This window comes from Streptomyces milbemycinicus, from assembly GCF_002154605.1.
GTDB lineage: Bacteria > Actinomycetota > Actinomycetes > Streptomycetales > Streptomycetaceae > Streptomyces > Streptomyces milbemycinicus.
The window spans coordinates 1-15721 of record NZ_MUNE01000414.1 but is presented as its reverse complement, the minus strand read 5'-3'; the positions used below and the strand labels follow the sequence as shown (position 1 = coordinate 15721).

General features: G+C 69.7%; 11 protein-coding genes and 1 pseudogene. 8 read left to right on the top strand and 4 right to left on the bottom strand.

Annotated elements, in window-relative coordinates:
- Window positions 1-323: hypothetical protein (locus CCN51_RS55190; RefSeq protein ID WP_211303272.1), on the top strand; the 323-nt coding region annotated here is incomplete at its 5' end.
- 72 nt (window positions 324-395) lie between these two features.
- On the opposite strand, the pseudogene CCN51_RS31275 reads toward CCN51_RS55190, so the two are convergent.
- Window positions 396-1775, bottom strand: a pseudogene (locus tag CCN51_RS31275) (alpha-amylase); the annotation flags it as partial.
- A gap of 325 nt (window positions 1776-2100) precedes the next feature.
- Between CCN51_RS31275 and CCN51_RS31270 the strand changes: the two are divergent.
- Together CCN51_RS31270 and CCN51_RS31265 are read left to right on the top strand one after the other, a co-directional pair.
- Window positions 2101-3708, top strand: a complete 1608-nt coding sequence (locus tag CCN51_RS31270; protein WP_014180305.1) for a GMC family oxidoreductase — start codon at window positions 2101-2103, stop codon at window positions 3706-3708.
- 141 nt (window positions 3709-3849) lie between these two features.
- Entirely contained in the window at window positions 3850-6453 is a 2604-nt protein-coding gene (locus CCN51_RS31265; RefSeq protein ID WP_014180304.1) for a SpoIIE family protein phosphatase, read from the top strand.
- 24 nt (window positions 6454-6477) lie between these two features.
- Here CCN51_RS31265 and CCN51_RS31260 read toward each other — a convergent pair whose 3' ends face one another.
- Genes CCN51_RS31260 through CCN51_RS31250 form a run of 3 tightly spaced genes read right to left on the bottom strand, consistent with a single transcriptional unit; the run spans window position 6478 to window position 9710 of the window.
- Complete coding sequence (locus tag CCN51_RS31260) at window positions 6478-7308, bottom strand: sugar ABC transporter permease (protein WP_179285041.1); 831 nt, start codon at window positions 7306-7308, stop codon at window positions 6478-6480.
- Between the two features lie 2 nt (window positions 7309-7310).
- Window positions 7311-8414 (bottom strand): carbohydrate ABC transporter permease, encoded by a 1104-nt coding sequence (locus tag CCN51_RS31255; protein WP_086860364.1) that lies wholly within the window; start codon window positions 8412-8414, stop codon window positions 7311-7313.
- A 12-nt stretch (window positions 8415-8426) separates the two neighbouring features.
- Window positions 8427-9710, bottom strand: a complete 1284-nt coding sequence (locus tag CCN51_RS31250; protein ID WP_014180301.1) for an extracellular solute-binding protein — start codon at window positions 9708-9710, stop codon at window positions 8427-8429.
- 296 nt (window positions 9711-10006) lie between these two features.
- On the opposite strand from CCN51_RS31250, the gene CCN51_RS31245 reads away from it, so the two are divergent.
- The 5 genes from CCN51_RS31245 to CCN51_RS31225 all read left to right on the top strand — a co-directional run.
- Window positions 10007-11668, top strand: a complete 1662-nt coding sequence (locus tag CCN51_RS31245; RefSeq protein ID WP_014180300.1) for a glycoside hydrolase family 13 protein — start codon at window positions 10007-10009, stop codon at window positions 11666-11668.
- Between the two features lie 25 nt (window positions 11669-11693).
- A complete protein-coding gene (locus CCN51_RS31240) occupies window positions 11694-12734 on the top strand; it encodes a LacI family DNA-binding transcriptional regulator (protein WP_014180299.1) in 1041 nt (346 codons plus the stop codon).
- Window positions 12735-12882: 148 nt separating this feature from the next.
- Window positions 12883-13755, top strand: a complete 873-nt coding sequence (locus tag CCN51_RS31235) for a phosphatase PAP2 family protein (protein ID WP_043487763.1) — start codon at window positions 12883-12885, stop codon at window positions 13753-13755.
- Between the two features lie 156 nt (window positions 13756-13911).
- A complete protein-coding gene (locus CCN51_RS31230; protein WP_014180297.1) occupies window positions 13912-14829 on the top strand; it encodes an HAD family hydrolase in 918 nt (305 codons plus the stop codon).
- Window positions 14830-14929: 100 nt separating this feature from the next.
- Window positions 14930-15721, top strand: a 792-nt coding sequence (locus CCN51_RS31225) for a threonine synthase (RefSeq protein WP_245881714.1), incomplete at its 3' end; no start/stop codon positions are given.

The following is a 15721-nucleotide window of genomic DNA, read 5'->3' as shown; positions in this document are numbered from 1 at the left end:
CCCCCACCAAGGCCCCGGTCCCGAGCCGTACGAGCGCCGCCCCGCCCACCACCTCCGGTCAGTTGGCGAGCGCCCAGGGCACGTGGTACTTCCGGATGCGGGACGCGAACGGCAATCTGCTCACCTTGCGGATCAACGGCACGTCCATGGCCCTGACCGGCCCCGACAAGACCTGCCCCGGGACCCTCACGTCCTCCATGGCCGCCTCCTTCTCCTGCGCCGGCAAGACCCTGAACGGCACGGCCCGGGTCAGCGGCCAGACTCTCTCCCTCAGCTGGACCGACGGCACCACGGACCAGTTCTCCCGCACCAAGCCCGCGTAACGGCGTAACGGCGTAACGGCGAAGGAGCCGCACATCCACCGATGTGCGGCTCCCACCGACGCCAGGAACTCAGCCGCAGGACCGCGCGCCCACGTGCAGGGCCACCGCCGTGTTCGCGCCGAGGGTCGCGGTGAACTGTCCGGAGGAGTCGACCGTGACGCTCCTGCCGCTCTGCACATCGCAGTAGCCGCCCGCGGGCAGCGAGGTCTGGAAGGTCCGGGTCAGCGAGGTGTCCTCGTGGTTGATGGCGACGTACGCCTTCTCACCGCGTCCAAAGGCGATGGCGTTGTTGCCGTTGTCCCACCAGTTGGTGACGGTCGCACCGCGCGCCGTATTGCGGAAGGCGACCATTTTGATGATCTCGGGCCATTTGTGCTGGCATTTCCAGCCGTCCTGCCAGCAGGCGTTCACCGTGCCTCCGTTCGGCGGCCCGGCGTCATTGTCGGAGAACTCATAGCCGGAGTGGACGTCCGGGGAGCCGTACGGCCAGGCCAGCATGAAGACATTGGCGAGGGTGTAGTTGGCGTTGTCCTTATAGGACAGGGTGGAGCCATTGCGCTCGGTGTCCCAGTTGTCGACGAAGACACCGGATTTGCCCGAGGCCATATAGCCCCAGCCCTCGCCGAAATTGTTGAGGTAGGCCAGCTTCTCGCTGGTGAAGACGCGCTTGAGGTCGCGGCCGTAGCGGAATTCCTGCACGTCGCCGTTGCCCAGGTACTCCGTCGGCGAGACGGCCTCGCCCGCGCCGTAGATGGCCTCCTGCTTCCAGTAGACGTTCGGGTTGCTCAGCTTGCTCTTGATCGCGGCCAGGTCCTCGGCCGCCATGTGCTTGGCCGCGTCGATCCGGAAGCCGTCCACGCCGAGTGAGAGCAGGTCGTTCAGATACTGGGCGATCCGGTCGCGCACATACGACTCGCCGGTGTCCAGGTCCGCCAGGCCCACCAGCTCACAGCGCTGGACGTTCCAGCGGTCCTGGTAGTTGCTGATCTGCGCGGTGCAGTCGTCCATGTCCTGGGACTGGTAGATGCCCGGGTAGGTGTACTTGGTGTACGAGGAGCCGCCGGTGCCGGTGCCGGACCCGGCGGACATGTGGTTGATGACGGCGTCGGCGACGACCTTGACGCCCGCCGCATGGCAGGTGTCGATCATGTTCTTGAAGGCGGTGCGGTCACCGAGCCGTCCGGCGATCTTGTAGCTGACGGGCTGGTACGAGGTCCACCACTGGCCGCCTTGGATGTGCTCGGTCGCCGGGGACACCTCGACATAGCCGTAACCGGCCGGTCCCAGTGTGCTGGTGCACTCCTTGGCCACCGAGGCGTAGGTCCACTCGAAGAGTTCGGCGGTGACGTCCTTGTCGCCGGGCGGCGCGGCCTGCGCCTGCCCCGGCAGGGCTATCAGCATCGCCGCGCCCGCCGCGAGGGCGAGGGCGGCCGCGAGGGGTCTGCTGGCCATCGTTCCTCCTGCTTGTGGGGGGACTGCGGAAGACGATCGAGCCTCGTGCGGCAACGCGCCGTGCCCGTAAGGCCGTTGAATGTTCTTGCGGCGAGGAGTCAGAGGGGTCGGCTCCTTGTCGGTCACCGGACCGTACTCCCGGCATTTTCTCGTTGCAAGACCTTACGCAAGTTATTGCGGCGGTGTTACGGTCGGCCCGCTCTCCGGTCCGGCCGGCCGGGGCCCGGCGACGGGCCCACGCGCCCGGCCGGTCGGGCCGGTCATCGGGATCATGCGTCGCGTTACGCTGGGTGCGAGAGAGCGTCTGAAAGAACAGCTCACGCCCATGGCACACACCAGCCCCGTCACCGTGGACCGGGAGATCGTCACCGACGCCATCCGCCCCGCCTACGATTTCATCGTCTGCGGCGGAGGGACCTCAGGTTCCGTCGTCGCGCGGCGCCTGTCGGACAACCCCGAAGCGAGCGTTCTCCTGCTGGAGGCCGGCGGAAGCGACCGGGTGCCGTCCGTCGTCGACTGCACCCTGTGGATGTCCAATATCGGCAGCGAGCGCGACTGGGGCTACCACGCCCAGCCGTCGTCCTCCCTCAACGGTCGTACGCCTCCACTGCCGATGGGCAAGGTGCTGGGCGGCGGCTCCAGCATCAACGCCTCTGTCTGGGCCCGGGGCCACCGCAACGACTTCGACTTCTGGGCCGAGGAGTCCGGCGACCCCGGCTGGTCCTATGCGTCCGTCCTCGACATCTACCGGCGGGTCGAGGACTGGACCGGCCCGGCCGACCCCCGCCGCGGCACCGGCGGCCCCCTGCGTGTCGCCCTCCCGGAGAACCCCGTCCCGCTCGCGTCGGCGCTGGTCGAGGCGGCATCCGGGAGGGGCATCCCCGCGGTCGCCGACCTCAACGCCGATCCGATGGAGTCCGACGGCGGCTGCGGCTGTCCCAACCTGCTGGTCGGCCGGGGCAATGCCAGGGTCTCGGTGGCCGCCACCTACCTCCACCCGGTCATGGGCCGTCCCAACCTCGACATCGTGTTGTGCGCCGAAGTGACCAGGCTGGAGCTGTCGGGGAGCCGGGCGACCGGAGTGGAGTTCATTCAGCGGGGCCATACGCGGAGCGTCCGGGCCAGGGAGGAGGTGGTCCTCTCTCTCGGTGCCATCAACACGCCGAAGCTGCTGATGCTCTCCGGCATCGGAGACCAGGCCGAACTCGCCGCGCTCGGCATCCCGGGCGTCGTGCACCTGCCCGGCGTCGGGAAGAACCTCCAGGACCACATCCTGCTCGCCGGCTGCATCTGGGAATACCAGGTCCCCGAGGCTCCCCGGAACAACGCCGCCGAGTTCGCCTTCTTCACCAAGAGCGACCCGCCGCTGCCCGGCCCCGACCTGATGCCGGTGCTCGACGAGCTCCCGCTCGCCAGCGAGGTCCTGGCCACCCAGTACGACGTTCCCTCCGGAGCCGATTCCGCCTGGACACTCGCCCCCGGGCTCGCCCGGCCCGCCAGCCGTGGATCCGTGCGCCTGACCAGCGCGAATCCTCTGGCGGCCCCGCAGATAGACGCCAATTTCCTGAGCGCCGGAGTGGATGTGAAGGCACTTGAGTACTGCGTGGGACTCTGCCGGGAAATCGGCAATTCCCCAGAGGTGAAGCCTTTCGTCAAGCGCGAGGTCATGCCAGGCCCGCTGAGCGGCGACCGACTCGAGGCCTTCGTCCGCAACGCGGCCGGCTCGTACTTCCACGAGACCTGCACCGCGAAGATGGGGCGCGACGAGATGTCCGTGGTCGACAGCTCCCTGAGGGTCTACGGCGTCGAGGGCCTGCGCATCGCGGACGGCTCGATCATGCCCCGTGTCACCAGCGGCAACACCATGGCCCCCTGCGTCGTCATCGGCGAGCGAGCGGCGGACCTGATCGCATCCGGTCACAGCGGCAGGTGAGTCCGCACGCCCGGCGACGGCTTCCCTGCCGCGCCCACTGGCGGGACTCTCTCTCCGCAACAAGAGCTATATTCGGCACATAAGGGACGTCAGCGGCCGGCGATCCCGGCATCGAATTCCCGAGGCGACGCAGGGGACGCCATGGGTCTGGATGAGCAACGCCCAAACATCGCGGACGCCCGGCTCAGTCGGTCGGCGCGGACGCGGCTTCGACTCCTGGGCTCCACGGAGGACAACCTGAGTGGCACCGGGTCCCTGTCGCTTGCCCTCGGCCAGGTGGTCGCCGAGCTCGGCGCCCTCGGGGGCATGATCCATGTGCGCGATGCGGACCACGGCGGGCTCCGCCTGTTGGCCAGCGTCGGGCTCCCCGATTCCCTGGTGGCGGGGTGGAAAGTCCTCGCGGAGGAGGACAGCGCGATCCCCGCGTCATGTCTGCGATACGGCACCCACATCCGGACATCTCCTCCGCCCGGCGACCTGCACCGGCCGTCTGCGCCGTCCCCCGGCGGCTCCTTCGCCACAGGCCTCGACCCCGGCGTCGACGAGCTTCCGCGCGGCAGCGGTATGACCTCCGTGCCGGTGGTCACGGCCGAGGGGAAAACGGTGGGCGCGCTGTCCATACTGGCGGACGCGCCTGGTGACCTCAGCGATGCCCAGTGCGTTTTCCTGCGGTTGGTGGCCGACTGGGTCGCCGGGCAGCTGAGGCCCGCCCGACCTGCCGCCGCGGACACCGGACACGCGAGGGAGCCGCCCGGCGGCCACGCCGTCGGCAGTGCCATGTGGCAGATGAACGACGGCCTCCTCATTCTTGATCGCGACGAACGGCTCACCTTCGCCAACGCGACGGCCCTGAGGCTGCTGGGATCCTCCGCGGAGGAGGTGCCGGGAGCCGAGCTGTGGGGCCACCCGGTGATCCGCCGGACCAAGATGGCCGCCTCCCACAGACGGGCCGTGGCCACCCGGGCACCGGTCGGCTTCGACACCCGGTGGCCCGGGAAGGCCGGCTGGTACCACGTACGCCTCGACCCGGTCCCCGACGGCCTGGTCATCCACATCATCGACATCAGCGAACGCCGGGAGCGGCAAGCCGAGCGGGTAGCGGCCGAGCGCACCGTGGCGGAGCGCGTCACCCTCATGGGAGAGCTCACCTCGGCCCTTGCCGAGGCGCTGACCGTCCGGGACGTCGTGAAGGCGGTCGCCGATCGCATGCTTCCGCCTTTCGGCGCGACCGGCCTGATCTGCCAGATCGTCGAAAACGGGCAGTGGCGGATGGTCGGTTCGGCCGGGTACCCGGATCACTTCCTCGAGATCATCCATAAGCTGATGGTGACGGACATGTCAGCCATCGTCCGTGTGCTCAACTCCCGCTCCCCGAGCTTCCTGTCCAGTCCGCAGGAGTACGCCGAACAGCACCCGGACGCCGTCGGGTACCTCTACAAAAGCGGGATGCGAGCGTGGGCCTTTCTCCCCCTGATCGCCTCCGACCAGCAGATCGGCTACTGCGCGGTGGCATTCAGCCGACCACGCCACTTCTCGGAGGAGGAGCGCTCCCTGCTCATCGCGCTGAGCGGACTGGTCGCCCAGGCGCTGGAGCGGGCCCGTCTCTTCGACGCCGAGCACACCCGCGCACAGCAGCTGCAGCGCGGCCTGCTGCCTCGTACCCTGCCCGTCGTGCCGGCCGTCACCGCGGCCGCCTGCTATCTGCCTGCCGCCGAAGGCATGCAGGTCGGCGGCGACTGGTACGACCTCATCCCACTGTCCGGTGAGCGGGTCGCCCTCGTCATCGGCGACGTCATGGGCCATGGGCTGGCCGAGGCCGCGACGATGGGCCGGCTGCGTACGGCCGTCCACACTCTCGCCGACCTCGAACTCCCACCCGACGAACTGCTCACCCACCTCAACGACCTCGTCGGAGATCTCGGCGACGACTTCTACGCCACCTGCCTCTACACGGTCTACGACCCCACCACCAACGTCTGCGTCTTCGCGAGCGCCGGGCACCCGCCGCCCGCCATCGTCGACCCCGACGGCACCACCCACTTCCCCGACGTCGTCCCCGACCCGCCGCTCGGCGCCGCGATCCCGCCCTTCGAGACCCATGAGGTCCACCTTCCCGACGGCAGCCTCCTCGTGCTCTACACCGACGGCCTGGTCGAATCCTCCACCGTCGATATCGATGAGGGCATGGCCCGCCTCGCCCAGGCCCTCACCCGTGCCGCCACACCCCCCTCGGAGCCACCCGACCGCGTGTGCGAGGCCGTCGTCGGCGCGCTGTTGCCAGAGCAGTCCGAGACCCAGGACGACGCCGCTCTGCTGATCGCCCGTGCATGGTCGCTGCCCTGTGACCAGGTCGTCTCCTGGAGCCTCCCGGACGGCCCCATCGCCGCCGCCGAAGCCCGCCGCCGGGTCACGGACCAACTGTCCAGGTGGAATCTCGACGAGCTGTCGATGACGACAGAACTACTGGTCAGCGAGCTGGTCGGCAATGTCGTCCGGCATGCCAAAGGCCCCATACGGCTGCGCCTGCTCTACGGCCGGACACTGATCTGCGAAGTCTCGGACGGCAGCCTCACCACCCCTCGTATCCGCCGCGCGGCCGACACCGACGAGGGCGGACGCGGACTGCAACTGGTCGCGGCGCTGTCCCAGCGGTGGGGCACTCGTTTCACGGCGACGGGCAAGTGCATCTGGACGGAGCAGATACTGCCCCCGCACGCCGTGCCGTCGCCCGTCGGCCCCCGGTAGCCGAGTCATCACGACGGCCCGGCGTCAGGACTTGGTCGCCCCGGCGGTGAGCCCGGCGACCAGGTGACGCTGGGCCCAGGAGAACACCAGCGTCGCCGGGATGGCGATCAGGACGGCGGCCGCGGTCATGGAGCCCCAGTCCGAGGTGTACTGGTTGACGAAGGTCTGGAGCCCGGCGGAGAGGGTCAGGTTCTCCTCTCCCGTCATGAAGGCGGAGGCGTACGCGACTTCCGCCCAGGCCGTGATGAAGGTGTAGAACGCGGTCACCGCAAGGCCCGGTTTGGCCAGCGGCACCACAAGACGCCAGAAGGTGCCGAAGGGGTTGAGCCCGTCGACCCGGCCGGATTCGTCGATCTCCACCGGGATGGTGTCGAAGAAGCCCTTCATCATCCAGGCGCAGAACGGCACGGCGACGGTGAGGTAGGTGACGATGAGGGCTATCGGCTGGTTGAGCCAGCCCAGCGTCGACATGATGTTGTAGAGCGGGACGATGAGGATGGCCACCGGGAACATCTGGGTGATCAGCAGCAGCCACATCAGGGGGCGCATCCCGGGGAAGCGGAAGCGGCTGACGGCGTATCCGGTGGTGGCCGCCACGAACACGCCGAGCAGCGTGGTGATCAGCACGACGAACAGCGAGTTGCCGAACCAGGTGAGGAACTTCGTATCGGCGAGGACGTGGTGGTAGTTGTCCAGCGTCGGGCTCTTCACCACATCCGTGGAGAACGCCTCGCTCTTGGGCTTGAAGGAGGTCACCAGCAGCCACAGCGGCGGGAAGACCGCGACGGCGGAGGCGACGATGAGGGTCGCGTGCAGCCCGACCGAGGCCAGTGGGGAACGTCGTTGGTCGCGCATGGTCACCACACCTCTCCCTGCTTGCGGAGTGCGCGGCGGTAGACCGCCGCGAAAAGCATGAGGATCAGCAGGATGAGCACGCCCCATGCCGAGGCGCCCGCGAAGTCGCGCGGACTGTTCACGAACGAGAGGCGGTAGGCGTACGTCACCAGGACCTCGGTGCTGTCGCCCGGTCCGCCGCGGGTGAGCAGGAAGATCACCGGGAACATGTTGAAGGTCCAGATGGTCGACAGCAGCACCACCGTGGAGCTGACCGAGCGCAGCCCGGGCAGGGTGATGTGGCGGAACCGCTGCCAGGGCCCGGCCCCGTCCATCTCGGCGGCCTCGTACAGCTCACCGGGGATGGACTGCAGTCCGCCGAGCAGCGCGACCAGCATGAACGGCACCCCGAGCCAGATGTTCACGGCGATCACCGAGACCTTGGCCATGGTGGGGTCGTTCAGCCAGGGCACGGCGTCGATGCCGCCGCCGTCCAGGATCTTGTTGAGGATGCCGTTCCGCTCGTTGTAGAGCAGGCGCCAGGCGAAGACCGAGACGAAGGCGGGCACGGCCCAGGGCAGGATCAGCAGCGACCGGTAGAGGGTGCGGCCGGCGAATCTGCGGTTGAGGATGACGGCCAGGCCGAGGCCGATGGCGAAGGTGAGGGCGACGCAGGCAGCGGTCCAGGTCACGGTCCAGACCAGCCGGTCCCAGAAGATCGGGTCCTTCAGGATCGCGGTGAAGTTGTCCAGGCCGACGAAGTCGTACGTCGCGGGGATGTGGTTCATCCCGATGTTGCGCTCGACGTTCGCCTCGTTGGCGTCGGTGAGCGACAGATAGATGCCGCGCGCCAGCGGATAGCCGATGATCAGGCCGATCACGAGCACGACGGGCGCGACCATGGCCCAGGCGTACCAGTGGCGGCCCAGCGCGTTGCGGATCCGGCCCGGGGGCCGCTTGTTCACCCCGCTCTTCTCGCCGGGCCTGCCGGGCTCGCCGGGCTTGCCGGGCTTGCCGGGCTTGCCGGGCTTGCCGGGCCTGTGGGTTGCGGCGGTCTCGCGGACCCGGCCGCGGGCGCCCTCCGCGCCCGCGGCCGATCCTGCCGACTGGCCGGTCTCGACAGCCATCGTCGCGGGTCCCTACTTCCAGTCGCCCTTGAGGAGCTTGCGGTACGCGGCGGCCACCGACTTGGCTGCCTTCTCGGGGGAGGTCCTGCCGGTCACCACGTTCGGGTACTCGACCAGGATCGCCTGGAAGAGACTGTTGCCCTCGGGGATCCAGGGGCGTTCGACGGCCTTGTCCACGGCCGCCTTGAAGAACTTGACGTTGGCGTTGGCCGCGACCGTCTTGTTCGCGTAGACCGAGGTGCGGGTCGGCAGCAGGCTCAGCTTCTCGGTGGTCTTGGTCTGGACCTCGGCCGAGCTCATGTACTTGACGAAGGCGTAGGAGGCGTCCAGGTTCTTGGACCCGGCGTAGACGGTGAGGTTCTGACCGCCCTGCGGGGCGCCCTGGGCCTTGCTGCCGGCCGGGACGGGGACCACGCCGAGGTTGGACTTGTCGTCCTTGAACGCCTTGCCGGCCAGGGTGTCCTCGATCGCCCACGGCCCGTTGATGGTCATCGCGACGTCGCCGTTCTTGATGGCGTTCTGCATGTTGTCCCAGCCGTCGGTGGCGTCGGTGATCGCCGCACCGGACTTGACCAGGTCGCGGGCGGTGGCGAAGGCCTTGACGCCGGGCTCTTCATCGACGGTGATCTTCTTGGCGTCGGTGTCCAGCAGGTCGCCGCCCTCGCCGTAGATGAACGGCAGGTAGAAGTAGGCGTCGTCGCCGCGCAGGTAGAGGCCGGTCTTGCCGGTCTTCTGCTTGATCTTCTTCGCGGCGGCCTTGAGCTCGGTCCAGCTGGTCGGCGGCTCGACGCCGGCCTCCTTCAGCAGCTTCTTGTTGTAGAAGAGGCCGAGGGTGTCGATGACCTGCGGCACGGCGTACGTCTTGCCCTTGAACTTGGTGCCGGCGGCGGCCTTGGGCAGATAGTCCGACTCGTCTGCGAGGGCGGCGGTGCCGTCCAGCGGGGCCAGATAGCCGATGTTGGCGAGGTCCTGGGTCCAGGCGACCTCGGTGCGCAGCACGTCCGGCGCGCCGGAGCCGCCGCTGCCCGCCGCGTTCTTGAAGTTCTTCAGCGCATCACCGAACGGCACGCTGACGTAGTTGACCTTGACCTTCGGGTACTTCTTGCTGAAGTCCTCGGCGAGCTTCTTGTACGTACCCTTCTCGGCTTCGTTCGAGGTGTCCCAGTAGGTCACGGTGCCGGAGATCTCCCCGGCCGACTTGTTGCCCCCGCCGCTGCCGCCGTCATCACCGCCGCATGCGGTCGCCGCGAGCGCCATCGCCGCGACGAGCGCAGTGGCCGCTATGCCACGTCGCATCTGAACTCCTCCAAAGCCGGCCGCGCCATCGCGGCGCCGAGTTGCCGAGGAACGTAACAGGGATGCAAATCGATCGAAAGACCTTGCAGCAAAATTCTGAAAGCGACCGGGATCGTTACTCTCACGTGTCCCTCCGGTGGCCGCCCGAGCGGTTGACACATGCGCCGGAGTGCCCCGGCGGGCGCCCCGTAGCCGCCCCGTACCACCCTGGAGCCACCCCGGAGCCGCCCCGACAGGCGTTGCAAGCCCCTGCAAGCTCTTCCGCAAGGCATTGCAGAGCTGTTACGTTCACCGGCATGACCCAGGAGCTCACCACCTCCCCCCAGACCGAGACCGCACAGCCGACCGGCGGCCCCGACTGGTGGCGCGACGCCGTCATCTACCAGGTGTACGTGCGGTCCTTCGCCGACAGCGACGGCGACGGCATCGGGGATCTGCGCGGCGCCCGCGAGCGGCTGCCGCACCTGGCCCGACTGGGCGTGGACGCGGTCTGGCTGACCCCGTTCTTCGCCTCGCCGCAGGCCGACGGCGGCTACGACGTGGCCGACTACCGCGCCGTCGACCCGCTGTTCGGCACCCTCTCCGACGCCGACGACCTGGTGCGCACCGCCCATGAGCTGGGCCTGAAAGTAATCGTGGACATCGTTCCGAACCACACCTCCGATCGGCACGTGTGGTTCCAGGAGGCGCTCGCGGACCGGCCTCGGGGGGCGGCCCGCGAGCGCTACCACTTCCACCCGGGCCGGGGCACCGACGGCGAGCTGCCCCCCAACGACTGGGAGTCGGTCTTCGGCGGCCCCGCCTGGACCCGCACCACCGGCCCCGACGGCACCCCCGGCGAGTGGTATCTGCACCTCTTCGCGCCCGAGCAGCCCGACCTCAACTGGGAGTGCCCCGAGGTCGCCGAGGAGTTCGCGTCCGTCCTGCGGTTCTGGCTGGACCTGGGCGTGGACGGCTTCCGTATCGATGTCGCACACGGCATGGTCAAGGCCGCGGGTCTGCCCGATATCGGCCGCACCGAACAGGCCAAGCTGATCGGCGCGCAGGTGCTGCCGTTCTTCGACCAGGACGGGGTGCACGAGATCCACCGCTCCTGGCGGCGGCTGCTGGACTCCTACAGCCAGACCCACGACGGTCCGGCGCGCATCGGCGTCGCGGAGGCGTGGGCCCCCACCTCCGAGCGGCTGGCGCTGTACGTGCGCCCCGACGAGCTCCATCAGGCCTTCAACTTCCAGTTCCTCAGGTGCCCGTGGGACGCGGCGGCGATGCGCGAGGTGATCGACGACTCGCTGGCCGCGACCGCCTCCGTGGGCGCCCCCACCACCTGGGTGCTCTCCAACCACGACGTGGTCCGGCACCCCACCCGCTACACCGAGGACAGCCCCGCCCAGGGCCTGCGACGGGCCCGGGCCGCCGCGCTGCTGATGCTGGCGCTGCCCGGTTCGACGTATATCTACCAGGGCGAGGAGCTGGGGCTTCCGGAGGTCACGGACCTGCCGGACGACTGCCGCCAGGACCCGGCCTTCTTCCGCACCTTCCACGAGAGCGGCCAGGACGGCTTCCGGGACGGCTGCCGGGTGCCCATCCCCTGGTCGCGCGGTGGGGAGTCGTACGGCTTTGGCCCCGGCGGCAGCTGGCTACCGCAGCCCGCGGACTGGCGGGATCTGTCGGTCGAGGCCCAGACCGGCGACCCGGACTCTACGCTGGAGCTGTACCGCGCGGCGCTCGCGGTGCGCAAGGAGGTGCCCGGCCTCGGCGACGCCCCGATGGAATGGCTGGCCGCACCCGAAGGGGTGCTCGCGCTGTCCCGCCCGGGGTTCGTATGCACCCTCAACACTCTCGGGGAGGAAGTGGAACTGCCCGTTCCAGGGCGTGCGCTGCTGTCCTCGGCCCCGCTGGAGTACGGGGCGGGCACGGTGCGCATTCCCGCCGATTCCTGCGCGTGGTGGGCAATCTGACATGCGACCGGTACAGTCCAGCCCCATGACCGCACGGCTCGCTGACATCGCAGCCCAGGCGGGGGTCAGCGAAGCCACCGTCAGCCGCGTTCTGAACGGCAAGCCCGGCGTGGCGGCGGCCACCCGCGAATCCGTCCTGGCCGCGCTCGACGTGCTCGGATACGAGCGGCCGGTGCGGCTGCGGCAGCGCAGCGCGGGGCTGGTGGGCCTGATCACCCCCGAGCTGGAGAACCCGATCTTCCCCGCCCTCGCCCAGGTGATCGGGCAGGCGCTGACCCGCCAGGGCTACACCCCGGTGCTGGCCACCCAGACGCCGGGCGGCTCGACCGAGGACGAGCTGACCGAGATGCTGGTGGACCGCGGGGTGGCGGGGATCATCTTCGTTTCCGGGCTGCACGCGGACACCAGCGCCGATATGCAGCGCTACGACCAACTGCACCGCCAGGGCGTGCCGTTCGTCCTGGTCGACGGCTACTCCCCCAAGGTGCGGGCGACGTTCATCTCGCCCGACGACCGGGCGGCGATGCTGCTGGCGGTGACCCATCTGGCCTCGCTCGGCCACACCCGGATCGGGCTGGCGCTCGGCCCCAAGCGGTTCGTACCCGTACTGCGGAAGATCGAGGGCTTCCAGCGCGCGATGCACGAACAGCTGGGGGTCGCGCCCGAGAAGTCCGAAGAGCTCATCCAGCACTCGCTCTACACGCTGGAGGGCGGCCAGGCGGCGGCCGGCGCGCTCATCGAACGCGGCTGCACGGCAGTGGTCTGCGCAAGCGACATGATGGCGCTCGGCGCCATACGGGCGGCCCGGCAGCAGGGCCTGGCCGTACCGCGGGACATCTCGGTGGTCGGCTTCGACGACTCGACGCTGATCGCCTTCACCGACCCGCCGCTGACCACCATCCGCAAGCCCGTGCAGTCGATGGGCCAGGCCGCGGTGCGGGCCCTGCTGGAGGAGATCGGCGGCACCCCGGCCCCGCCCAGCGAATTCGTCTTCCTCCCGGAACTGGTGGTCCGCGGCTCCACGGCCTCGGCCCACGGGGCGGGGGCGCGAGGCGGCGGGTCATAGGCGGGACGTAGACGGGACGTAGGCGGGACATAACCGGGCGTACGGCGGACCACGCCACATGCAGGGCGGACCGGAGTAGGACATAAGACGCCAAGACCGGACCGAAGGGCGATCTGCCGCTGGGCCGCTTCTGGCAGACTGTTGCCCTATGGGTGAAGCGACTGTGAGGACTCTGGCAAGCCGGACGGCCACTCCGTCACCCATCGAGGGCAGCCAAGCGGAGGCCGGCACGCGCCCAGCGCCACCCCAAAGGCTCCTGGACCGGCTGCGCACCCCCCGCAGACCCCGGCTCTGGTTCGAGATCGTCCTCGTCGCCGTCAGCTACTGGACGTACTCCCTGATCCGCAACGCCGTCCCGGAACAGCGGCATGAGGCGCTGCGCAACGCCGACTGGATCTGGGAGTGGGAGCACCAGCTCGGCATGGCCTTCGAGCACGGCGTCAACCACGCGATCAACTCGGTCGGCTGGCTGATCGTAGGAATGAACTACTACTACGCCACGCTGCACTTCATCGTGACCCTCGGCGTGCTGGTGTGGCTCTACCGCTGGCACCCGGGCCGGTACGCCGCCACCCGGCTGGTGCTCTTCGCGACCACCGGCGTGGCGCTGCTGGGCTACTACTTCTTCCCGCTGGCCCCGCCCCGGCTGATGACCGGGGGCCACTTCATCGATACCGTCGTGGCGCACGACACCTGGGGGTCGATGGCCTCGGGGAACCTGGCCAATATGTCGAACCAGTACGCGGCGATGCCGTCGATGCACATCGGCTGGTCGCTGTGGTGCGGCGTCACCATCGCCGTACTGGCCCGCCCGGTGTGGGTGAAGGCGCTGGGGCTGCTGTACCCGACGGCCACGCTGGTGGTGATCGTGGCGACGGCCAACCACTTCTGGCTGGACGCCGTCGGCGGCATGATCTGCCTGTCGTTCGGCTTCACCCTGTCGCGGCTCTGGTACGGCAGGCTCTCCTACCGGCTGCCGCGGCAAGTGGCGGAGGGAAGCGTGGCTGTCAAGGCGGCTTGATCGCACCCGCCCGAGCCGCCATTCTGGCTCAGCACTCAGGGGCTCGATCACCGGCTCGACCATCGCGCGGGGGCGGCGGTCCGCGTCGCGCGCGTGCCTGTGCGCGTATCTGTGCGCACCGCTGCGGGCCCAATGACACGAAAGGGACACCGGTACGTGCACACCGCTGACGCCACGCCGGCACCGGACACCGCACTCAGGCTGCCACGGCCCCGCTCGGGCTCCGCACCCTTCCCGGACTCCGCCGAGCTCCCGGGCTCCGCCGATCCGCCGCCCTTCCGGCTGGTGGCCACCGACCTCGACGGCACGCTGCTGCGCACCGACCTGACCGTCTCGGCCCGTACCCGCGCGGCGCTCGCCCTCGCGGACCGCGCCGGGGCGCGCCACCTGGTCGTCACCGGCCGACCGGCCGCCTCCTGCCGGGAGTTCCTGGTCGCCATCGGCTATCAGGGGCTCGCGGTATGCGGTCAGGGCGCGCAGCTGTACGACGCCTCGGCGGACCGGCTGCTGTTCTCCGCGGCGCTGGACCTGGACCTGGCGCGGGCGGTGGTCAAGCGCACCGAGGAGGAGCTGGGCGGGCGCCCGCTGGAGCTGGCGGTGGTCACCGCCGCGCCCGAGAACCGCTTCGTGATCACGCCGCGCTTCACCGACCGGATGCGGCCCGACTGGGGGCTCGTGGGCAGCCGGGAGGAGCTGTGGGCACAGCCGATCGAGAAGGTGCTGATGCGCCATCGCGAGCTGCCCGACGGCCGGGTCGCGGCGGCCGCGGCGCTGGCGGGCGGGGACGAGGTGTCGGTGACGCACTCCGAGAAAGGGATGATCGAGGTGCTGCCGGCGGGGGTGGACAAGGCCGTGGGGCTGGGGCGGGCGGCGGAGCGTATGGGCTTCGCGCCCGAGGACACGATCGCCTTCGGCGATATGCCGAACGACATCCCGATGCTGAAGTGGGCCGGGTACGGGGTCGCGATGGGCAACGCACACCCGGGTCTGATCGCCGTCGCGGACGAGGTGGCGCCGGACCATGACGAGGACGGGGTGGCGGCGGTCCTGGAGCGCGTGTACGGCCGCCCCTGACCGAGCACCCTTGACCTATCATCCACAACTAAACAGAATTTCTAACGTGCACCCTGAATCCAACCACCCGGAACCGGCCCCCGCGGCAGAACCCCACTACCTGGACGAGCGATCCGGCGCCCGCTACCCGCTCACCGACCCGCGCTGGTGCGGCGACGACGGCGCCCCGCTGACCGTCTCCCCCCTGCCCGGCATCACCCGCGACGACGTGGACACCGGCACCCGTTCGCTGTGGCGCTACCGCGCGGCCCTGCCCGTGGACATCGCCGCCCCGGTGTCGCTCGGCGAGGGCTGCACCCCGCTGGTCGAGAAGGTCTGGGGCGAGGTCCCGGTCCGCTTCAAGCTGGAGTGGTTCAGCCCCACCGGCAGCTTCAAGGACCGCGGCACCAGCGTGATGATCTCCCTCCTGGCGCAGCGGGGCGTACCGGAGGTCATCGAGGACAGCTCCGGCAACGGCGGCGCCTCCGTCGCGGCGTACTGCGCGGCCGCCGGCATCCGGGCCACGATCCTCGCCCCCGAGGCCACCTCCCCCGCCAAGGTGCTCCAGAGCCGCGCGTACGGGGCGCGGGTCGAGCTCGTCCCGGGCGACCGGGACGCCACCGCGGCGGAGGCGCTGCGCCGGTCGGAGCGTACGTACTACGCGAGCCACAACTGGCACCCGTTCTTTCTGCAGGGCACCAAGACCCTCGCGTACGAGCTGTGGGAAGACCTGGGCTTCGCGGCCCCGGACAATGTCGTCACCGTGGCCGGCGCCGGCTCCACCGTGCTGGGCTGCGACATCGGCTTCTCCGAGCTGCTGGCCTCCGGCCAGATCCGGCGCCGCCCCCGGCTGCTCGTCGCCCAGCCCGCCAACTGCGCCCCCATCCACGCGGCGTTCCACGCACAGGGCCCC